The 19,965-nt window shown below is 65.6% G+C and carries 18 protein-coding genes; 5 read left to right on the top strand and 13 right to left on the bottom strand.

Features of this window, described 5'->3' with window-relative positions:
• Positions 1-305: 305 nt before the first annotated feature.
• From QQL87_RS20290 to QQL87_RS20280, 3 genes are all read right to left on the bottom strand, one after another.
• Positions 306-1,973, bottom strand: coding sequence for a tannase/feruloyl esterase family alpha/beta hydrolase (locus QQL87_RS20290; RefSeq protein ID WP_502871197.1), 1,668 nt, complete (start codon positions 1,971-1,973; stop codon positions 306-308).
• Between the two features lie 96 nt (positions 1,974-2,069).
• Entirely contained in the window at positions 2,070-3,242 is a 1,173-nt protein-coding gene (pobA, locus tag QQL87_RS20285; protein ID WP_284420378.1) for a 4-hydroxybenzoate 3-monooxygenase, read from the bottom strand.
• 171 nt (positions 3,243-3,413) lie between these two features.
• A complete protein-coding gene (locus QQL87_RS20280) occupies positions 3,414-4,334 on the bottom strand; it encodes a helix-turn-helix domain-containing protein (RefSeq protein WP_284420379.1) in 921 nt (306 codons plus the stop codon).
• Positions 4,335-4,467: 133 nt separating this feature from the next.
• On the opposite strand from QQL87_RS20280, the gene QQL87_RS20275 reads away from it, so the two are divergent.
• Positions 4,468-5,631, top strand: coding sequence for a cytochrome P450 (locus QQL87_RS20275; RefSeq protein ID WP_284420507.1), 1,164 nt, complete (start codon positions 4,468-4,470; stop codon positions 5,629-5,631).
• Positions 5,632-5,989: 358 nt separating this feature from the next.
• On the opposite strand, the gene QQL87_RS20270 is transcribed toward QQL87_RS20275, so the two are convergent.
• Positions 5,990-7,108, bottom strand: coding sequence for an NADH:flavin oxidoreductase (locus QQL87_RS20270; RefSeq protein WP_284420380.1), 1,119 nt, complete (start codon positions 7,106-7,108; stop codon positions 5,990-5,992).
• Positions 7,109-7,289: 181 nt separating this feature from the next.
• Here QQL87_RS20270 and QQL87_RS20265 point away from each other — a divergent pair, with 181 nt between their 5' ends.
• On the top strand, positions 7,290-7,613 hold the full coding sequence (locus QQL87_RS20265) for a winged helix-turn-helix transcriptional regulator (RefSeq protein WP_502871198.1): 324 nt from the start codon (positions 7,290-7,292) through the stop codon (positions 7,611-7,613).
• A 20-nt stretch (positions 7,614-7,633) separates the two neighbouring features.
• On the opposite strand, the gene QQL87_RS20260 is transcribed toward QQL87_RS20265, so the two are convergent.
• Entirely contained in the window at positions 7,634-9,118 is a 1,485-nt protein-coding gene (locus QQL87_RS20260; protein WP_284420382.1) for an AMP nucleosidase, read from the bottom strand.
• Between the two features lie 258 nt (positions 9,119-9,376).
• On the opposite strand from QQL87_RS20260, the gene QQL87_RS20255 reads away from it, so the two are divergent.
• From QQL87_RS20255 to QQL87_RS20245, 3 genes are read left to right on the top strand one after another with little or no spacing between them, the layout of a single operon-like run.
• On the top strand, positions 9,377-10,219 hold the full coding sequence (locus tag QQL87_RS20255) for a shikimate dehydrogenase (RefSeq protein WP_284420383.1): 843 nt from the start codon (positions 9,377-9,379) through the stop codon (positions 10,217-10,219).
• A gap of 24 nt (positions 10,220-10,243) precedes the next feature.
• Entirely contained in the window at positions 10,244-11,095 is an 852-nt protein-coding gene (locus QQL87_RS20250; RefSeq protein ID WP_284420385.1) for an amidohydrolase family protein, read from the top strand.
• Between the two features lie 24 nt (positions 11,096-11,119).
• The gene (locus tag QQL87_RS20245) at positions 11,120-12,274 is read left to right on the top strand and encodes an ABC transporter substrate-binding protein (protein WP_284420386.1); all 1,155 of its coding nucleotides are present in this window, start codon (positions 11,120-11,122) and stop codon (positions 12,272-12,274) included.
• Between the two features lie 58 nt (positions 12,275-12,332).
• Here the strand turns inward: QQL87_RS20245 and QQL87_RS20240 are convergent, their stop codons facing one another.
• Genes QQL87_RS20240 through QQL87_RS20205 form a run of 8 tightly spaced genes read right to left on the bottom strand, consistent with a single transcriptional unit; the run spans position 12,333 to position 19,573 of the window.
• Positions 12,333-13,292 (bottom strand): Gfo/Idh/MocA family oxidoreductase, encoded by a 960-nt coding sequence (locus QQL87_RS20240; RefSeq protein ID WP_284420387.1) that lies wholly within the window; start codon positions 13,290-13,292, stop codon positions 12,333-12,335.
• Position 13,293: 1 nt separating this feature from the next.
• Complete coding sequence (locus QQL87_RS20235; protein ID WP_284420388.1) at positions 13,294-14,157, bottom strand: class III extradiol dioxygenase subunit beta; 864 nt, start codon at positions 14,155-14,157, stop codon at positions 13,294-13,296.
• Positions 14,158-14,547, bottom strand: a complete 390-nt coding sequence (ligA, locus tag QQL87_RS20230) for a protocatechuate 4,5-dioxygenase subunit alpha (RefSeq protein WP_284420389.1) — start codon at positions 14,545-14,547, stop codon at positions 14,158-14,160. It lies immediately after the preceding gene.
• 13 nt (positions 14,548-14,560) lie between these two features.
• Complete coding sequence (locus QQL87_RS20225; protein WP_284420390.1) at positions 14,561-15,475, bottom strand: amidohydrolase family protein; 915 nt, start codon at positions 15,473-15,475, stop codon at positions 14,561-14,563.
• Positions 15,476-15,483: 8 nt separating this feature from the next.
• Complete coding sequence (locus QQL87_RS20220) at positions 15,484-16,407, bottom strand: NAD(P)-dependent oxidoreductase (RefSeq protein WP_284420391.1); 924 nt, start codon at positions 16,405-16,407, stop codon at positions 15,484-15,486.
• A gap of 3 nt (positions 16,408-16,410) precedes the next feature.
• Positions 16,411-17,106, bottom strand: a complete 696-nt coding sequence (ligK, locus tag QQL87_RS20215) for a 4-carboxy-4-hydroxy-2-oxoadipate aldolase/oxaloacetate decarboxylase (protein WP_284420392.1) — start codon at positions 17,104-17,106, stop codon at positions 16,411-16,413.
• A 15-nt stretch (positions 17,107-17,121) separates the two neighbouring features.
• Entirely contained in the window at positions 17,122-18,147 is a 1,026-nt protein-coding gene (locus QQL87_RS20210; RefSeq protein WP_284420393.1) for an amidohydrolase family protein, read from the bottom strand.
• A gap of 49 nt (positions 18,148-18,196) precedes the next feature.
• The gene (locus tag QQL87_RS20205; protein WP_284420394.1) at positions 18,197-19,573 is read right to left on the bottom strand and encodes an MFS transporter; all 1,377 of its coding nucleotides are present in this window, start codon (positions 19,571-19,573) and stop codon (positions 18,197-18,199) included.
• Positions 19,574-19,965 lie beyond the last annotated feature (392 nt).

The raw sequence follows: 19,965 nt of genomic DNA, 5'->3' as shown, positions 1-19,965 counted from the left end.
CTATCAAATGATGCTAAAACTATCTTAGCGCCTATGGGCGTTCGCCGGGACGACAGCGGTGTTTGTAGCTCGAAGCTCCCGTCTCACCATCCGTCATTGCGAGCCCAGCAACTTGTCCGCCATAGCCAGAAGGGCGACGGCGGAAGCAATCCAGGGCGTCACGGAGACTCTGGATTGCTTCGCTGCGCCGTTGCGCTCGCAACGACGAAGGAGAGATGCAACGAAGGAAAGATACAATGACGGAGAGATGCAATGACGGAGGAGAGACGATGACCAGGCCTCACGCCCTCTTCCGCCCTGCCCCGCTACGGCGTGCAGGTGAAGCTCGCGGCCTGTTCGATCGGGCCCGCTTTGTAGCGCGGCCAGGACGGCCAGCGGCACAGCGGCAGGCTGCGCGTGGCGGTGAACGCGGGCGCCGCGATGGTCTGGTCGACGACCTCGAGGTCGCCCGGCGCCTTGCCGCTCTCGACCCAGTCGACCAGCACGCTCAGCATGTCGACATTGGCCGGCGCGCCGTTGCCGACATGGTCGACGCCGGGCGCTGTGTAGAGCCGCGCGAACTCCGCGGTCTCGGCCTTGCCGAGCTTACGCTCGACCGCCTCGAAATAACGAATGCCGGCGTAGGGGCTCTGCGCGTAGTCCGCCATGTGCTCGAGCATCACGAGCCTGCCGCCGCGGGCGCGAAAGCGGCTGAGATCCGGATTGGTGGAATCCATCAGCTGCGACACCTGCAGCACGCGGTCCTTGTAGTCCTCGGGGCGATATTGGGTGACGTCGAGCTTGGGATCTCTGGCAAAGACATATTGCGTGCCGCCGGCGCCGAACACCCAGGCGATGCCGTTCGCTTGTGTCGGCGGCTGCGTCGGCGCGGCCTTGCCGAGCCACCACGAGATCCAGCCGCCGGCCGACGCAAAGCCTTCGGTGTCCTCGCCGGAGATGCCCCAGCCCGGATAGTCGTCGAGCCCATTGGCAAGCGGGAACGAGAATGTGTAGGGCGCATGCAAGGTCGCAATCGCCTTCACCTGCGCATCGCTCAGGCAGGCATCGCCGGTCTTGCCGTCGGGACAGCGCAGGCTCTCCGGCTTGAAGCTCGCCTTGCAGCCGACGGCATCGGCGACCAGGCGGTCCTCGACACCGTCAGCCTTGTCGCAGCTCTTGCGCACCGCGTCCGCCACCAGCTTGACCTGCGCCGGGCTGATCCAGCCCTCGCCCATCGTCACCAGCCCGCCGCGCGTGCCGGCATGCTGCAGCCCGACCCAGTTGATGACGGGCACGCGGGCGAAGATGCCGTCGAAATCGTCGGGATAACGCTGCGCCATGGTGAGCGCCTCGCGGCCGCCCTCCGACGAGCCCATGAAATACATCTTATCCGGCGCCTTGCCGTAGGCGCGCTTGACGATGCCGACCGCCGCATCGCGCACCTTCTTGTAGGCGACATGCGCAAAGTTCTCGAACGCCTCGTCATTGAGCGCAAAGGTCTGCGGCGGCTCGCCTTGCTTGGCTTCGTGGCCGGAGTCGGTGCCGTAGGTGACGAAGCCGCGCGCGAGCGGCGAGGCCTTGTCGAACGGATAGGCCGGCGGCAGGCCGAGACCGGTGATCAGCACGCCGTTGAAACCGCCGCCGCCATATTGCAACGAGCGCCCGTTCCAGTCGACCGGCAGATTGACCTCGAACCTGATCGGCGGCGCCGCCGGATCCTTCGGCTCGATATGGCCGAGCACCTTGCAGAACGCGGGATTTGCGGGAGCGACGCGCGCGGCGGGCGAGCCGGCCTTCTCCGCGACGGTCAGCTGCGACGGCGCCTGCATGGCGGCGCTGTCGATCCGCATCGCGCCTTCGGAGACTCCTGCCAGACCACTGCAGGTGACCCCGGCCTCTCCGACCAACGCTGCAGCGCCTGCGGAACCGATCGTCGTCAGCGTCAGCAGACCAGCGAGCGCGCTCGCACGCGGCAAGCTCGTGAATGTCGTCATGTTGGTTTCCTCACCCTGCCTGTCCCGTTGATCCGGGATCTCGAATCCGCGCCACTGCGGCGCGGATTCCCTCGTCAAGTCCTAGCAGATCGAGATCTAGTACGGCAGCCCGACATAGTTCTCCGCGAGCGAGCGCTGGGCCGCATCGGAGGAGAACAGATACTCGATCTCGGTGCTCTGCAGCCGGTCCTCATAGGGCAGCCGGTCCGGGAAACGGTGCAGCAGCGTGGTCAGCCACCAGGAGAAGCGCTGCGCCTTCCAGATGCGCGCCAGCGCGCGCTGCGAATAGCCGTCGAGGCCCTTGTCGTCGCCCTTCTTGTAGTGATCGACCAGCCCTTCATAGAGATAATGGATGTCGGATCCGGCCGAATTCAGCCCGCGCGCGCCGGTCGGCGGCACGATGTGGGCGGCGTCGCCGGCCAGGAACAGCCGGCCGTAGCGCATCGGCTCGGCGACGAAGCTGCGCAGCGGCGCGATGCTCTTCTCGATCGACGGCCCGGTGATCAGCTTGTCCGCGACCTCGGCCGGCAGGCGGTGCTTCAGCTCCGCCCAGAAGGCGTCGTCGCTCCAGTCCTCGACCTTGTCGGTGAGCGGCACCTGGACGTAGTAGCGGCTCAGCACCTGCGAGCGCAGCGAGCACAGCGCGAAACCGCGCTCGTGCTTGGCGTAGATCAATTCCGGCGACACCGGCTTGGTGCGCGAGAGCACGCCAAGCCAGCCGAACGGATAGACCCGCTCATATTCCGTGATCTTGTCCTGCGGGATCGACTTGCGGCTGACGCCATGGAAGCCGTCGGCGCCGACGATGTAGTCGCAGTCGACGCGGATGACCTCCTCGCCGCTGCGGTAGGTCACGTAGGGCTTGTCGGAGGCAATGTCGTGCGGGGTCACGTCGAGCGCATTGTGCACGACCTTGCCGCCGATCTTGTCGCGGGCCTCGTAGAGATCACGGGTCAGCTCGGTCTGGCCGTAGACCATCACCGAATTGCCGCCGGAGTATTTGTGCAGGTCGACGCGGTCGAGCTTACCGTCATGGGCGATGTAGAAACCGTGATGGATCTCGCCCTCGCGGTCCATGCGCTCGCCGCATTGCGCCTCGCGCATCAGCCTGGCGAATCCATGCTCGAGCACGCCGGCGCGGATGCGCGACAGAACGTAGTCGCGGCTCGACTTCTCCAGGATGACCGTATCGATGCCCTGCAGATGCAGCAGCTGCGACAGCATCAGACCCGAGGGGCCGCCGCCGATGATACAGACTTGGACTTTCATGAGGCATGGCTCCCGGATTCACGAAGGGCAGATTGTTGGCTTTGCTTTTTGTTTGCAGATTCTAGCAAGGAATCGCCACCATCACTTGGATGGACGCTGCATTCTCTTGTACTTTTCCGACACCATGCCGCGGCGCAACATTCACGTTTCAGCGGTATCAGGTGGCGCGGGTCAGCGCGTCGCCGGCATGGCGCCGTCGTCCACGCCCATCGCCCGCCGATAATCGCGCGGGCTGGCCCCCGTATGCCGCTTGAAGAAGCGGCAGAAATAAGCGGGGTCCTTGAAGCCGAGCTCGAAGGCAAGCTTCGACACCGGCGCTGCAATATAGGTGAGTCGGCGGCAGGCTTCGCGCGCCAATCGCGCATGCACGATATCGAGCGCAGACTGCCCGGTCTCCACCCGTGTCAGTCGGTTCAGCCGCTCAGGGGTCATGCCGAGTTCGTCGGCGTAGCGCGCCACCGACCAGTGATCGCGATGATGCGCCTCGACCAGCACGATGAAGCGGGTGAACAGATCAGCCTGCCCGCTGCCGCGCCGTGCGCCCTGCGACTGTCGCGCACTCTGCTGCGCCAGCCGCCAGACGATCGAGCGTCCGAGCCAATGCGGCACCGGCGAGGCCGCGGAATCGGCGGCGGCGAACTCGTCGGCCAGGTCGACGAACAGCGCCGCGATGCGGCCCGTTGCCACGGCCTGAGGCTCCAGATGCAGGATCTGCGGCGCTGCAAACAAGTCGCGCAGCGCCTCGCCGGTCGCCGGCACGTCGCCCTCGATCACGGCCCGCGGATTGAAGGTGAGCACGTAACCGTCGGTCTCGCGCGAGAAGCGGAAGGCATGGACCACGCCGGGCGGGATGATCACCGCGACCGGGCCGCTGCAGCGCGCCCGGCTTTCGTCCAAGGCGATCTCGGCGGGACCGGCCGCGACCCAGAGGATCTGGTGCAGGCCCTGATGGGTGTGCGCCTCGATCTCCCAGCGGTACAGCTTGCTGCGCACCTGGATCGGCTCGATGTGCAGCATGTCCGGCTGCGCCGCGGAGGCCTCGCCATACAGCGCAAAGGCGGGGATCGAGGGCTTGGTGCGAAAGCGAGGCATGATCGGGAGCTAAACCCGAACGCCGGAAAAGTACAAGTCTTGACCGGCGTTCGTGTCTCCCGCCGCGGCCCCGCATCAGATAGGGTCGCGAAAATAACAACAACGATCCCACGCAATGGAGAGGAGGCCCATGATGTTCACGTTCGATCCGTATTCGCCGGCGGTCGATGCCGACCCGTTCCCGTTCTACAAGACGCTGCGCGACGAGCATCCCTGCTTCTGGAGCCAGCAGGCACAGATGTGGATCCTGTCGCGCTACGCCGATGTCGCAGCGGCCGGCACCAACTGGCAGACCTATTCCTCGGCCAAGGGCAATCTGATGACCGAGCTGCCGAACCGCGCCGGCGCGACGCTCGGCACCACCGATCCGCCGCGTCACGACCGGCTGCGCGGGCTCGTGCAGCATGCCTTCATGAAGCGCAACCTGGAGAGCCTGTCCGGCCCGATCCGCGACATCGCGCGCGCCAGCGCCGAGGCGCTGCGCGGCCAGGAGCGCTTCGACTTCATCGAGGCGTTCTCCTCGCGGTTCACCGTGCGCGTGCTGTTCGCGGCCCTCGGCCTGCCGCTCGGCGACGAGCAGACGGTGCGCGACAAGGCGGTGCTGATGGTGCAGAGCGATCCGGTCAGCCGGGCCAAGGGACCGCAGCACATCGCCGCCTACAACTGGATGCAGGACTATGCGGCCGGCATCATCGCCGAGCGCCGCGCGCACCCGCAGAACGATCTGATCTCGCATTTCAGCATGGCCGAGATCGACGGCGACAAGCTCGACGAGCGCGAGGTGCTGTTGACGACGACGACGCTGATCATGGCCGGCATCGAGTCGCTCGGCGGCTTCATGACCATGCTCGCCTACAACCTCGCCGATCACGCCGACGCCCGCCGCGCAGTGGTCGCCAATCCTGATCTCCTGGGCGACGCGGTCGAGGAATCCCTGCGCTTCAACACCTCGGCGCAACGCTTCCGCCGCTGCCTGCAGAAGGACATCACCTTGCACGGCCAGACCTTGCGCGAGGGCGATTTCGTCTGCCTCGCCTACGGCTCCGCCAATCGCGACGAGCGGCAGTTCGCCAATCCGGATGTCTACGACATCTCCCGCAAGCCGCGCGGTCATCTCGGCTTCGGCGGCGGCGTGCACGCCTGCCTCGGCAGTGCGATCGCGCGGATGGCGATCAAGATCGCGTTCGACGAACTGCACAAGGTCGTGCCGGACTATCGCCGCACCCAGGAGCAACTGCCCTGGATGCCGTCCTCGACCTTCCGCAGCCCGATGTATCTGGAGCTGACGGTGCATTAGCAGCGAGCGGCGAGAATTGTTGGACAAACAATGAGATCCGCGACGAACATGTGCAGGTTGTCATCGCGAGAAGAATATAGCACGGCGAGGACGGTGCACCCTCTCCCCTTGCGGGAGAGGGTGGATCGCATGAGCGAAGCGAATGCGAGCCGGGTGAGGGGTCTCTCTCCGCCAGCTCCCGTGCGGAGAGAGACCCCTCACCCGCCTCCGATGCTTCGCATCTCCGGCACCCTCTCCCGCAAGGGGAGAGGGTGCACCGAGCGCGTGACGACTGATCGCCTCCCTACTAACATCGCGGCGCATCTACGCTGCGAGAGCAGACAATCGCTAGGCCCGTATGACCGAGCCCATCGATAGCTCAAACCAGCGCGCCGAGGTCCGCGGCGTTGAAGCCCTTCAGGCCTGCCTTGTCGTCGGACTTGATCTTGGCGACCCAGTCGGCATCGCTGATCAGCGCGCGGCCGACGGCGATGAGGTCGAACTCGTCCCGAGCCATGCGCTCCAGCAGCGCATCGAGATCGGCCGTGGTCGACGGCTTGCCGGCAAACGCCGAGAAGAAGTCGCCGGCAAGCCCGACCGAACCGACGCTGATGGTCGCGGCGCCCGTGATCTTCTTGGCCCAGCCGGCGAAGTTGAGACCCTTCTCGCCGTCGACGTCCGGAAATTCGGGCTCCCAGAAGCGGCGCTGCGAGCAGTGCAGGATGTCGACGCCGGCGTCGACCAGCGGCTGCAGCCAGTCGCCCATCAGCGCGGGCGTCTCGGCGAGGCGCGCCGCGTAGTCCTGCTGCTTCCACTGGCTGACGCGCAGGATGATCGGGAAGTCCGGACCGACGGCCTTGCGGATCGCGGCGACGATCTCGCCGGCAAAGCGCGAGCGCTCCTTGATGGTCGCGCCGCCATAGCGGTCCTCGCGCTTGTTGGTGCCCGACCAGAAGAACTGGTCGATCAGATAGCCATGCGCGCCGTGGATCTCGACCGTGTCGAAGCCGGTGCGCTTGGCGTCCGCCGCGGCCTGCGCGAAGGCAGCCACCGTGTCGGCGATGTCGTTCTCGGTCATGGCGTTGCCGCGCGGCTTGTCCGGCGCCACGAGGCCCGACGGGCTCTCCACCGGCGCGTCCGGCTCCCAGCGGCTCATGCCCTTGCAGGAGCCGGTGTGCCAGATCTGCGGCGCGATCCGGCCGCCGGCGGCGTGCACGGCGCTGGCCACGCTCTGCCAGCCGGCCAGCGCGGCCTTACCGTGGAAGAAGGGAATGTTCGGCTCGTTCTTGGAGGCCGGGCGATTGACCACGGTGCCCTCGGTGAGGATCAGCCCCACCCCGCCCTCGGCGCGGCGGCGGTAATAGGCGACGTTGGCCTCGCCGGGAATGCCATTCGGCGCCGCGTTGCGCGTCATCGGCGCCATGACGATGCGGTTCTTCAGCTCCAGCGACTTCAGGCGAAACGGACGAAACAGCACGCTGGTATCGAGATCGGACATTCAGAAGGCTCCATTGCGTTCGGAACCGCTCCAGTATACTTCGTAAACCTGAAGTCAATGGGGCACCCGAAGTCGCTCAGGTATATCCGAGGAAACCACCATCGTGACGGCCCAGTCGACATCCGAGACCGCCCCACTCCGTTGCAAGCCGCAGCATTTTTCGTCGGAATGCCCGAGCCGGGTGCTGATCGACCAGATCGCCGACAAATGGTCGATGATGGTGCTGGCGGTGCTCGACTCCGGCCCGCTGCGCTTCAACGCCATCAAGAAGCAACTCGAGGGCGTCACCCAGAAAGCGCTGACGCAGTGCCTGCGCCGTCTCGAGCGCAACGGCCTGGTTGCGCGCGAGGTGATTGCGGACTCGCCGGTCGCCGTCCAATACGAGATCACGCCGCTCGGCCGCACCCTGCAGCCGCCGTTCCGCGCGCTCTATGCCTGGACGATCGCCAAGATGCCGGAGGTCGAGCAGGCCCGCCAGGCGTTCGACGAACGCCGGGGGCGCTGATCCCCAGCGGTCACGCGCCGCTACTGGAAGGCCACCTCGGCGAAGCTGCGCAGCTTGCGCGAATGCAGCCGCTCCGACTCCTGGTGCTTCAAGAGCTCCAGCGCCTTGAGCCCGATCTGGAGATGCTGGCCGACGCGCTGGCGGTAGAAGTCGCTCGCCATGCCCGCGAGCTTGATCTCGCCATGCAGCGGCTTGTCGGAGACGCAGAGCAAAGTGCCGTAGGGCACGCGGAAGCGATAGCCATTGGCGGCGATCGCGGCCGACTCCATGTCGAGCGCGACCGCGCGCGACTGCGACAGCCGCCGGATCACCGCGGGGCCGGAGATCTCCCAGTTGCGGTTGTCGACGCTGGCGACCGTGCCGGTGCGCATCACCCGCTTCAGCTCGAAGCCGGAATAGCCGGTGACCGTCTCCACGGCCTCTTCGAGCGCGACCTGCACCTCGGCGAGTGCCGGGATCGGCACCCAGGGCGGCAGTTCCTGGTCGAGCACGTGATCCTCGCGGACATAGCCGTGCGCCAGCACGTAGTCGCCGAGCCGCTGGGTGTTGCGCAGACCCGCGCAATGGCCGACCATCAGCCAGGCATGGGGCCGCAGCACCGCGATGTGGTCGGTGACGTTGCGGGCGTTCGACGGGCCGGTGCCGATATTGATCAGCGTGATACCCTGGTGCCCGGGCTCGACGAGATGCAGCGCCGGCATCTGCGGCGTGCGCGCCGGCGCAGAGCCTGTCGTGCCGCCGCCGAGGCGCGCATTGCGGGTGATGACGTTGCCGGGCTCGACGAACATCTCCGGTCCCACCTGCCCGGATGCGAGCTGCTGCCGGCCCCAATCCGCGAAGGCGTCGACATAGAACTGATAGTTCGTGAAGATGACGAAGTTCTGGAAATGATCCGGGTCGGTGCCCGTGTAGTGATACAGCCGGCGCAGCGAGTAGTCGACGCGCGCGGCACGAAACAGCGACAGCGGCTCGGGCGCGCCCGGCGCCAGCTGCAGCGTGCCGTCGGCGATGGCGTCGTCCATCGCCGAGAGGTCCGGCGCATCGAACACGTCGCGCAGCGAGCGCGTCACCAGCGGGCTCTCGTGATGCGGCAGCGCCGTCTCGATGTTGATGTCGCGTCGATAGGCGAAATGCACCGGGATCGGCTCGGCGGATTCGCCGATTTCGACTGGCACGCCGTGGTTCTCGATCAACAGCCGGATCTGCTCGGTCAGATAGGAGCGGAACAGGTCCGGTCGCGTGACGCTGGTCTCGTGCACGCCGGGTCCCGCGACGAAGCCGTAGGCCAGACGCGAGTCCAGCCGGGCGTGGCTCGCCGTGGTGAGGCGCACGAACGGATAGGTCGCGCGGATGCGGCTCGCCGGCACGACGCCGTTGGCATAGGCCTCGAAATGAGAGCGCAGGAAGGCAGTGTTGCGCTCGTAGATCTCCTCGAGCCGCGCCACTGCAGCAGCGGCGTCGGTGAAGCTTTCGGTCGCGATGGAGAGCGGAGACTGAATGGTCAATCGAGATCCCTCGTAGCCGGTCGGACGCAGCCTGGAGGCTCGGCGCGACTGTGGTTCGCGATCATAGAAACCAGCCGCCGCTTTGCCCAGAGGCAGAGTATCGCGATGCTGCATCCAGTCCACACCAGGAAACGATGCGTGCATTGCGAAGGACACTGTGACGGAATGTTTCAATTGCCTGGCTGGATCATTGCCCATAAGACGATTTCATCGTCGGCCGGAACAGGCCGACATCCAGACGGGAGGCCTTGGCGCAGCATGTCGCAAGCGAATGGATTCGGATTGGCTGGCGTCATCGGCATGCCCGTCGCTCATTCCCGCTCCCCCACGATTCACAATTTCTGGCTTGCTGCACACGGCCTGCGCGGCGCCTATGTGCCGCTCGCGGTTCAGCCGGAGCGGCTGAAGGATGCGCTCGCAGGACTGGTGGCACTCGGTTTTCGCGGCTGCAACGTCACCATGCCGCACAAGCAGACGGCGATGCCGCTGCTCGATCGGGTGAACGAAACCGCACGCCGCATCGGCGCCGTCAACACCATTGTCGTCGAATCCGACGGCACGCTGAGCGGCTTCAACAATGACGGCAACGGCTTTGTCCAGAGCCTGCGCGACGCCAGGCCGGACTGGCGCGCCGACGAAGGTCCCATTCTCTTGCTCGGCGCCGGCGGCGCTGCACGCGCGGTGGTGGTGGCTCTGCTGGAGAATGGCGCCCGCGACATTCGCATCAGCAACCGCACCGCCGAGAAGGCACAGGCCATCGCAGCCGAGTTCGGGTCGGCCATCAGCACGGTGGCGTGGGACAATCGTTCGGCGGCAGTCGCCGACGTCGCCCTGCTCATCAACAGCACCGATCGCGGCATGATCGGAAAGCCGGCGTTGGAGATCGACCTGGGGCGGCTGTCGACGACGACGCTCGTGGCCGACCTGATCTACACGCCGCTGGAAACGCCCTTCCTGGCGGACGCGCGCGCCCGCGGCTGCACCACCGTCAACGGGCTCGGCCTGCTGCTCAACCAGGCGCGCCTCGCCTTCCAGGCCTGGTTCGGCGTGCTGCCCGACGTGACGCCCGAGCTGATCAAGGCGATTCAGGCGACGTTCTGAGCGTCGGTCAGAGAAGGCTCGACCATGGCACTTCCGGCAGGCCCCAGGATCGATTGCCACATCCACGCCATCGATCCCGCGCGCTTCCCCTACGCGCCCGACACCCCCTATCGTCCGACCGGCCAGGAAATCGCGCCCGCCGCGCATCTCATTCGCGTGCTCGACGTCTTCGACGTCCGGCACGCGCTGATCGTTGCGACCAATTCCGGCTATGGCTCCGACAGCCGCATCCTGCTCGACACGCTCAGGCTCGGAGATGGCAGGTTCAAGGGCGTCGCGGTCGTCGAGAAGGACGTCGACATCAGGGAACTGGAGCGGTTGAAGGCCGCTGGCGTCATCGGCATTGCGTTCAACGTCCCCTTTCACGGCACCGACTATTACCGCGACGCCGCGCCGCTGCTGGACAAGCTGACCGACCTCGACCTGTTTCTGCAAGTCCAGGTCGAGCACGACCAACTGCTCGACCTGCTGCCCATCATCGAGCGGTCGAAGGTCCGTCTCGTGTTCGATCATTGCGGACGGCCTGCCGTGGAGCATGGCCTGCAACGCGCCTCCTTCCATGCTTTGCTCGCGCTTGGCCGTGAGCGCGACGCCTTTGTGAAGCTGTCCGGCTATTACAAATTCGCGCGCCAGCCCTACCCCTACGCCGACACATGGCCCTTCATTGCCGCGCTGGTCGAGGCTTTCACGCTCGACCGCTGCGTGTGGGGCTCCGACTGGCCGTTCCTGCGCGCGCCCGAACGCCTCGACTACGGGCCGCTGCTGGCAGGCATTACCGAGATCTTTCCGGACCCGGACGATCAGCACCGGCTGCTATGGCGAACGCCAGCGCGGCTACTGGGCTTTGCAGAGGTCCCGGCGAGTTCATCATCATAAGCAAGAAACAATCGGGAGGACGTGATGAGGCATCTGGGAAGATTGAGCGGCTTGGCCGCCGCCATGTCGCTGTGGGCCGGCTTGGCCCAGGCAGACAACACCGTCTACATTCCCGACGTCGTAGAGCTTTCGGGTCCGGGGGCCGTGTCGGGCACGAACTGGCGCGACGGCGTCGCGCTCGCCGTCGACGAAATCAACAATGCCGGCGGCATTCTCGGCCGCAAGATCGCAACCGAGCATTTGGACACCCAGAGCAATCCCGGCGTCTCGCGGGCGCAGGTCCAGAAGGTGCTCGACCGCGAGCCCTATGTGGTGCTGGGACCGATCTATTCCGGCTCGGTCAAGGTCAACATGGCGCTGACCCAGCAGGCCGAGGTGCCGCAGATCGTCGGCGCCGAGGCGGCCGACATCACCACGCAAGGCAATCCCTGGATCTTTCGCACCGCGTTCGGCCAGCAGTTCAGCATGCCGAAGATCGCGAACTATTTGCATGACCAGCTGAAGGTGAAGTCGGTCGCGGTGGTCTGGGTCAACAATGATTTCGGCAAAGGCGGCCGCGACAGCTTCGTCAAGGAGATGAAGGCCCGCGGCATCGAAATCGTGTCCGACATTTCGACCGAGCAGGGCCAGGTCGATTTTGGCTCCGATGTGATCAAGCTGAAGAACGTCAAGGCCGACGCCATCTTCGTCTACACCAACGAAGAGGAAAGCGCGCGCTTCCTCATCGAGGCCAAGCGCCAGGGATTATCGGTGCCGTTGTTCGGCGAGACGACGCTGCTCAGCCAGAAGGTCGTCGAGCTCGCGGGCCCCGCCGCCAACGGCGTGCGCGGCCATGTCGGCCTGAGCGCCGACGCGCCCGTCCCTGCCATCCAGGCGTTCGCAAAGAAGTTCAACGAGCGCTACCACTACTGGCCCGACCACAACGGCATCAAGGGCTATACCGCGGTCTATCTCGTCAAATACGTGACGGAGATGATCGGCAAGTTCGACGGCCATGCTTTCGGCACCACGATGAAGGGCCTGACGCTGACGCCGGACAAGGCGCCGGGCATGCTGATGGAAGCGAGCTGGGACCAGAACGGCGACATCGACCGTGAGAGCTTCCTGGCCGAGATCGTCGACGGCAAGCAGAAGATCGTGGCGACGCTGCCGAAGCTGAAGCCGGCCAAGGCGCCGTAGGCTCAACGCCCACTGCAGAAACCCTCCCCGCGCGCACCACGCGCGAGGAGGAAAAGCGTCAGCCCTTGGCGAGCTGCTCGTCGAGATCGTGCAGCACCTGGTAGCAGGGCAGTACCTGGGCCACGGAGGCGTTGGGCTCGCGGCCCTCGTGGATCGCGGCGAAGAATTCGCGGTCCTGCAGCTCGATGCCGTTCATCGAGACATCGACCTTGGAGACGTCGATCTTCTCCTCCTTGCCGTTCACCAGATCGTCGTAGCGGGCGATGTAGGTGCCGGTGTCGCCGATGTAGCGGAAGAAGGTGCCGAGCGGGCCGTCATTATTGAACGACAGCGACAAGGTGCAGATCGCGCCATTGGCGGCCTTGAGCTGGATCGACATGTCCATCGCGATGCCGAGGTTGGGATGGATCGGTCCCTGCACCGCATTGGCCTTCACGATCGGCGAGCCCGCCTGATAGGCGAACAGGTCGACGGTGTGCGCGGCGTGGTGCCACAACAGATGGTCGGTCCAGCTGCGCGGCTGGCCCAGCGCATTCATGTTGGTGCGGCGGAAGAAATAGGTCTGCACGTCCATCTGCTGGATGTGGAATTCGCCGGCCTTGATCTTCTTGTGCACGAACTGATGGCTGGGGTTGAAGCGCCGGGTGTGGCCGCACATCGCCACCAGCCCGGTCTCCTTCTGCAGCTCGACGACGGCTTGCGCGTCCTTCAGCGAATCCGCGAGTGGGATCTCGACCTGGACATGCTTGCCGGCCTTGAGGCAGTCGATCGCCTGCGCCGCATGCATCTGCGTCGGCGTACAGAGAATGACGGCGTCGACCTCCGGCAGCTTGAGGCTGTCGGCGAGCTCGGTCGAGACGTGCTTGATGCCGTATTTGTCGGCGACTTCCTTGGTCTGGTCGAAGCGGCGGCCGACCAGCGACACCACCTCGACATCGGCAATGTTCTTGATGCCGTCGAGATGCTTGATGCCGAAGGCGCCGGCGCCGGCGAGCGCGACCTTGATGGTCTTGGCCATGTCAGTTGTTCTCCAGGATCACATGGCCGACGGCGGTGTTGCTCGCCGGCACATGGTAGAAGCGATGGCGCACGGTTGGCGCGTTGCCCTTCTTGGTCTCGTTCACGTCGCTCATCGCGCCGCGCGCGATCAGCCACATCACGAGCTCGATGCCCTCGCTGCCGGCCTCGCGCACGTAGTCGATATGCGGCACCTTGGACAGGCCTTCCGGATCATTGATCAGCTTGTCCAGGAACGCATTGTCCCATTCGCGGTTGATCAGGCCGGCGCGCGGACCCTGCAGCTGGTGGCTCATGCCGCCGGTGCCCCAGATCTGCACGTTGAGCGGCTCGTCATAGCTCTCGATCGCCTTGCGGATCGCCTTGCCGAGCATGAAGCAGCGGCGGCCCGACGGCACCGGATATTGCACGACGTTGACGGCGAACGGGATCACCGGGCACGGCCAGGCGTCGACCTGGCCGAACACCAGGCTGAGCGGCACCGTGAGGCCGTGATCGACGTCCATCTTGTTGACGATCGTGAGATCGAAATCGTCCTGGATCACCGACTGCGCGATGTGCGCGGCGAGCTTCGGATGGCCGATCACCTTGGGCACCGGGCGCGGGCCCCAGCCCTCGTCGGCGGGCTGATACTCGGCCGCGGTGCCGATCGCGAAGGTGGGAATCATGTCCAGGCTGAAGGCGGTCGCATGGTCGTTGAAGACCAGGAACACGACGTCCGGCTTCTGCTCCTTTTCCCACTGCTTGGCAAAGTCGTAGCCGGCGAACACCGGCTTCCAATAGTCCTCGCCGGTCTTGCCAAGGTCGAGGGCGGCGCCGATCGCCGGGACGTGCGAGGTGAAAACGCTTGCGGAGATTCTTGCCATTTACTTCTTCTCCCCGGTGTAGCGGTTGCCCTCGACCGAGCGGCCGCCCTTCACCATCATGTCGCGGTATTGCTCTTCGGTCATGCCGGTCATGCTGCCGGCCATCTGCTGAAAACTCTTGCCGTCGGTCGCGCCGATCTTGGCGAGGAAGTAGATGTTGCCGCCGAGCGAAATGCAGCGATTGAGGTCGCGGTCGAGCACCGCTTGCTTCTGCTCCTCCGTCATCGGCCATTCGTCGAGATAGGCGCGCTCATTGGCCTTGAAGCGGGCACGGTTCTCGGCCTTCATCAGCGACATGCAGAACTGGTTGAGGTGATAGCCCATCCGCGACATGTCCGCGTCGAAGATGGTCGTGCCGGGAACGTCGGTATAGGGTTTGTCGAGCGACATCGCTTCCCTCCTCTTAGGATTCGTCGGGCCAGTAAAGCCGCATCGGGTTGTCGACCAGGAGCTTTTGCTGCAGCTCCGCGGTGACGGCGATATGCGGAATGAAATCGACCAGCAGCCCGTCGTCGGGCATGTGGTCCTTCAGGTTCGGATGCGGCCAGTCAGTGCCCCACAGCACGCGATCCGGGAAGGTCTCGACGATACGCCTGGCGAACGGCACCACGTCGCGATAGGCGTTCTGCTCGCCGTTCAAGGCCCGCGGGCCGGCGACCGACAGCCGCTCCGGGCAGCTCACCTTGGACCAGACGTTGTTGTGCTCGCGCATGAACTTCACGAACAGCTCGAACTCCGGACCGGCGACCGGCTTTGTGACGTCGGGACGGCCCATGTGATCGACGACGACCGTGGTCGGCAGGGACGTGAAGAAGTCCCACAACTCAGGCAGATCAACGGCTTCGAAGTAGATCACGACGTGCCAGCCGAGCTTGTTGATGCGGTTGGCAATCTCGATCAGTTCGTCCTTGGGCGTGAAGTCGACCAGGCGCTTGACGAAGTTGAAGCGGACGCCGCGCACGCCGGCGTCGTGCATCGCCTGCAGCTCGGCGTCCGTGACACTGCGCTTGACGGTCGCGACGCCGCGGGCCTTGCCGTTCGAGTGCACGAGCGCATCGACCATGGCGCGGTTGTCGGCGCCATGGCAGGTCGCCTGCACCACGACGTTGCGGGCGAAGCCGAGATGATCGCGCAACGCGTAGAGCTGCTGCTTGGACGCGTCACAGGGCGTGTATTTGCGCTCGGGCGCGTAGGGGAATTCGGCGCCAGGGCCGAACACGTGGCAATGCGCATCGACGGATCCGGCCGGCACCTTGAAGCGGGGCTTCGACGGGCCGTCGTACCAGTCGAGCCACCCGGGGGTCTTCTGGAACTCCATGAGGTTCCCTACTCCTTGGACTTGATCTTGTTGAGAATGCGATCGGCCTCGGTGCGCCAGTCCGGACTGCGCGCGAAGTCCTTGTCTCCGCGCGTGCCGAACAGGCCGTCATCGGCGAGGTCGGCGACCCAGGTCTGGCGCTCGGCGGTGCCCTGCGCCGACCACGGCGTCAGCCCGATATCACGCACGGTCTCGGCGACCTCCCTGACCTCCTCGGCGCGGCGGCGGCCATGCTCGATCACGCGCTGGAAGAAATAGGCGCCCTGCTTCTCCCAGTCGATGCCGGGGAAGGTCTCCTTGAGCGAGGCCAGCACGGCATCCTCGACGCCATAGGCGCGCGCGGTGGTGAAGCTCTCGATCACCATCGCCTCGAGGCCCTTGATCATGATGCTGCGGCACATCTTGGTCGCCGAGGCGACGCCGAGCCTGTCGCTGGCGAACTTCGCCGCGAAGCCGAGATCGTTGAGCAGCGGCGCCAGTTCGCGCGCGCCGGCGCCGCCGAGCAGCAGCGGCACCTTGATGCGATAGGGCGGCACCGAGGTCATGACCGCGCCTTCGACATAGCGGCCGCCGGCGCCGTCGATCAGCGCGGCCGCGCGCTGCTTGGCGCCGGGCGAGGCCGAGTTGAAGTCGAGGAACCAGGCGCCCGGCTTGACCGCCGCAGCGCAGGCCTCGGCGACGGCCACATCCTGGCTCGCCGTGACCGCGGAGACGATGAAGTCGGCCTGCGCGGCCAGCTCGGCATGCGATGCCGCCAGCCTCACGCCGATGCTGTCAGCATGGCCACGCATCGCATCCCCACGAGAGTCGGCCAGCTTGACGTCATAGGCCGAAACGCGAACGCCGTCCTTGCGCAGATCCTCGGCGAGGATCTTGCCGACTTCGCCGTAGCCGATCAGCCCGACATGCCACTGGTTGGATGCTGCGGTCATCGCTCAGTCGATGTACTTGAGCCCGGCCTTCGCCAAGGGCTCACGCATCTTGTACATATCCAGGCCGAGAACGCCCGACGCCAACTTCTCGCGCTTGTCGGCCTCATTGGCCTCGCGCGCGGCGGCGGCGTCAGCAGCCTGATGCGCGACCGCGGCCGGCACGACGACGATGCCGTCGACGTCAGCGACGATCACGTCGCCGGGGTTCACGGCCACGCCAGCGCAGACGATCGGGATGTTGACCGAGCCGAGCGTGGCCTTGACGGTGCCGCGGGCCGAGATCGCGCGCGAGAACACCGGAAACTGCATCTCCGTCAGATCGGTCACGTCACGCACGCCGCCGTCGATGACCAGCCCCTGGGCGCCGCGGGCGCGGAAGCTGGTCGCCAGCAGATCGCCGAAGAAGCCGTCGGTGTTCTCCACCGTGCAGGCGGCGACGACGACGTCGCCGGGCTGGATCTGCTCGGCCGCGACATGCAGCATCCAGTTGTCGCCGGGCTGCAGCAGCACGGTGACCGCGGTGCCGCACATCTTCGCCGTCGGATAGATCGGACGCATGTAGCACTGCATCAGCCCGACGCGGCCCATCGCCTCGTGGATGGTGGCGACGCCGAACTTCGACAGCTTCTCGACCGCGGCCTTGTCGGCGCGGGTGATGCTCTTCTTGACGATGCCGAGATTGTTCATGGGTGTGCTCATCTCGCTGGTCCTAGTTCACTTGCCCTTGGCCTTCAACGCGGCGTCGAGCCGCGGGAACACGCGCCGGGCGTTGCCTTCGTAGATCTGGTGGCGCTGCTCGGGCGTCAGCTTGGCGGCCTCGATGTAGCGCTTGGTGTCGTCGTAGTAGAAGCCCGTCTCCGGATCGATGCCGCGGACGGCACCGATCATTTCGCTGGCGAACAGGATGTTGTCGATCGGGATCACGCCCGTGAGCAGGTCGATGCCCGGCTGGTGATACACGCAGGTATCGAAGAAGATGTTGTTGAGCAAATGATCCTTCAACAGCGGCTTCTTCAGTTCCTGCGCGAGGCCGCGGAACCGGCCCCAATGATACGGCACCGCGCCGCCGCCATGCGGAATCAGGAACTTCAGGGTCGGGAAGTCCTTGAACAGGTCCGAGGTCAGGCACTGCATGAACGCCGTGGTGTCGGCATTGAGGTAATGCGCGCCCGTGGTGTGGAAGCAGGCGTTGCAGCTGGTCGAGACGTGGATCATCGCGGGGATGTCGAGCTCGACCATCTTCTCGTAGATCGGATACCAATGCCGGTCCGACAGCGGCGGCGAGGTCCAGTGGCCGCCCGACGGGTCCGGGTTCAGATTGATGCCGACGAAGCCGTACTCCTTGATGCACTTCTCCAACTCGGGAATGCAGGTCTTGGGGTCCACGCCCGGCGACTGCGGCAGCATCGCGACGCCGATGAAATAGTCGGGGAAGAGCTGGCTGACGCGGTAGCACAGCTCGTTGCAGATGCCGGCCCAGGTCGAGGAGACCTGGAAATCGCCGATATGGTGGGCCATGAAGCTGGCGCGCGGCGAGAACACCGTGAGGTCGCTGCCGCGCTCCTTCATCTTCTTGAGCTGGTTGCTCTCGATGCTCTCGCGCAATTCGTCGTCGCTGATCTTGAGCTCGCTCACCTTGGGCGCGGCGGAGGGATCCTTGATGCCCGCGATCTGCCGGTTGCGCCACTCTTCCAGCGCCTTCGGAGCCGTCGTGTAATGGCCGTGCACGTCGATGATCACGTCAGTCTCTCCCTCGAAAATTGCTCTCGTTCCGGCCGCTGCGAGCCGCTCAATGCGCCACCACGGCGGTGCCGACGTCCTTGCCGCTGGCGCGGCCGGTTGGTCCCACGGCCTGCTTTACCACAAGGGCGAGCGCCGCGATCAAGCCGGGAACTGCGATCACGGTGAAAATCTCGCTGAAGGTCAGGTGGCGCGCGGTCAGCTCGGCGACCAGGAAGGAGCCGGCAATACCGCCGAAGCGGCCGATGCCCATCATCCAGGCAACGCCGGTGGCCCGGCCCTGGGTCGGATAGAACGCCGCCGCCAGCGCCGGCAGCGACGACTGGGCCGTGTTCATCACGACGCCGGCGACGAACACGATCACCACCAGGAAGCCGATGTTGCCGACCGCCTGGCCGATCAGGAAGATCGTCACCGCGGTCAGGGCGTAGCCGACCGCGACGATGCGGTTGGCGTTGAAGCGGTCCATCAGCAGGCCGAAGAACACCGCGCCGACGCCGCCGAGCGGGAACAGCGCCGAGATCAGGGTCGCGGTCTGCGGGTTGAGCCCGACATCCTTGAACAGCACCGGCATCCAGTTGATCAGCGAATAGAAGATCACGAGCCCCATGAAATAGGTGATCCACAGCATCAGCGTGCCCACGCGCAGCACCGGCGACAGCACCATGCCGATGCCGGTGGCGTTGACGCGCCGCGTGGTCTCGGCATGCTCCGGCTCCAGCATCACGAACTGGCCGACATCGGCGGCCGCGGCAGAGATCCGGCGCATCACCTTGCGGACACGCTCGACGCTCGCGCCGCGCGACAGCAAATAGTGCACGGACTCCGGCAGGATCACGATCAGCAGGACCGTCAGCACCAGCGGCGTGACGCCGCCGAGCACCAGCACGCTGCGCCAGCCCCATTGCGGGATCATCCAGGCGGCCAGGAAACCGCCGCAGGCGGCGCCCAGCGGGAAGCCGCAGAACATCAAATTGGTCATGGTGGCACGCAGCCGGCCCGGGCAGTACTCGCTGAGCAGGGTCACGGCGTTCGGCATGGCGGCGCCGAGGCCGATGCCGGTCACGCAACGGAGCACGGTGAGCTCGGTCAGGTTGGTCGCGAAGGCCGAGGCCAGGCAGGCGATGCCGAAGATCAGCACAGAGCCGACCAGCACCAGCTTGCGGCCGAGACGGTCGGCAATGGGACCTGCGAACAGCGCGCCGCCGGCGAGGCCGAACAGCGCCGCGCTCAAGACCGGCCCCAGCGCCGATTTCTCGATCCCCCACTCCTTCAGCAGCGACGGCGCAATGAAGCCGATCGCCGCGGTGTCGAAGCCGTCGAGCAGCACGATGACGAAGCCGAGCACGAAGATCAGCCATTGGAAGGCGGAGAACTTGTGGTCGTCGAGAAAGGCCTGGACGTCGACGCGGGCGGTCGTTGGCATCGCTTCTGCTTTCCTTGGGGCGCGCTGTTCTGGCTCGTTGACCGAGATCCGCAAGGGCACGCGGTCCACGCGCAATCGGCCCCGCAGCTCGGCGGCTTGACCGGCTATGTGACCGAGAGCGTCGAGCCGCGCCAGCGCCGGGCGGTATCTATCAGCTATTCCGAAACGGCATAAGAGGTCGAATGAGCCATGCTGATTTTAGAATGGGTCTCAACAACCGCGCTGTGGCTTTGGATAACGTAGAAACCACGGGCTCCACCCTCCCCTGGAGGGGGCAGGGCTATCGCATTTGACGATCGCAGTTTTGCGCTCGTCTCTCTCCGCGTCGTCATGGCCGGGCTTGTCCCGGCCATCCACGTCGCTCGGCATGCTGGGAACGACGTGGATGCCCG

The organism is Bradyrhizobium sp. SSBR45G (genome assembly GCF_030159255.1).
Classification (GTDB): domain Bacteria; phylum Pseudomonadota; class Alphaproteobacteria; order Rhizobiales; family Xanthobacteraceae; genus Bradyrhizobium.
Note: the sequence above shows the minus strand (reverse complement) of the source record. Positions and strands in the feature narration are given on the sequence as shown.

Bases quoted from the DNA above. Each gene is read 5' to 3' on its own strand.
- pobA (WP_284420378.1), bottom strand. From the start codon at position 3,242: ATGAAAGTCCAAGTCTGTATCATCGGCGGCGGCCCCTCGGGTCTGATG.
- QQL87_RS20225 (WP_284420390.1), bottom strand. From the start codon at position 15,475: ATGGAGTTCCAGAAGACCCCCGGGTGGCTCGACTGGTACGACGGCCCG.
- QQL87_RS20245 (WP_284420386.1), top strand. From the start codon at position 11,120: ATGAGGCATCTGGGAAGATTGAGCGGCTTGGCCGCCGCCATGTCGCTG.
- QQL87_RS20235 (WP_284420388.1), bottom strand. From the start codon at position 14,157: ATGGCAAGAATCTCCGCAAGCGTTTTCACCTCGCACGTCCCGGCGATC.
- QQL87_RS20220 (WP_284420391.1), bottom strand. From the start codon at position 16,407: ATGACCGCAGCATCCAACCAGTGGCATGTCGGGCTGATCGGCTACGGC.
- QQL87_RS20270 (WP_284420380.1), bottom strand. From the start codon at position 7,108: ATGTCCGATCTCGATACCAGCGTGCTGTTTCGTCCGTTTCGCCTGAAG.
- QQL87_RS20255 (WP_284420383.1), top strand. From the start codon at position 9,377: ATGTCGCAAGCGAATGGATTCGGATTGGCTGGCGTCATCGGCATGCCC.
- ligA (WP_284420389.1), bottom strand. From the start codon at position 14,547: ATGTCGCTCGACAAACCCTATACCGACGTTCCCGGCACGACCATCTTC.
- QQL87_RS20275 (WP_284420507.1), top strand. From the start codon at position 4,468: ATGTTCACGTTCGATCCGTATTCGCCGGCGGTCGATGCCGACCCGTTC.
- QQL87_RS20240 (WP_284420387.1), bottom strand. From the start codon at position 13,292: ATGGCCAAGACCATCAAGGTCGCGCTCGCCGGCGCCGGCGCCTTCGGC.
- QQL87_RS20205 (WP_284420394.1), bottom strand. From the start codon at position 19,573: ATGCCAACGACCGCCCGCGTCGACGTCCAGGCCTTTCTCGACGACCAC.
- QQL87_RS20290 (WP_502871197.1), bottom strand. From the start codon at position 1,973: ATGACGACATTCACGAGCTTGCCGCGTGCGAGCGCGCTCGCTGGTCTG.
- QQL87_RS20250 (WP_284420385.1), top strand. From the start codon at position 10,244: ATGGCACTTCCGGCAGGCCCCAGGATCGATTGCCACATCCACGCCATC.
- ligK (WP_284420392.1), bottom strand. From the start codon at position 17,106: ATGAGCACACCCATGAACAATCTCGGCATCGTCAAGAAGAGCATCACC.
- QQL87_RS20280 (WP_284420379.1), bottom strand. From the start codon at position 4,334: ATGCCTCGCTTTCGCACCAAGCCCTCGATCCCCGCCTTTGCGCTGTAT.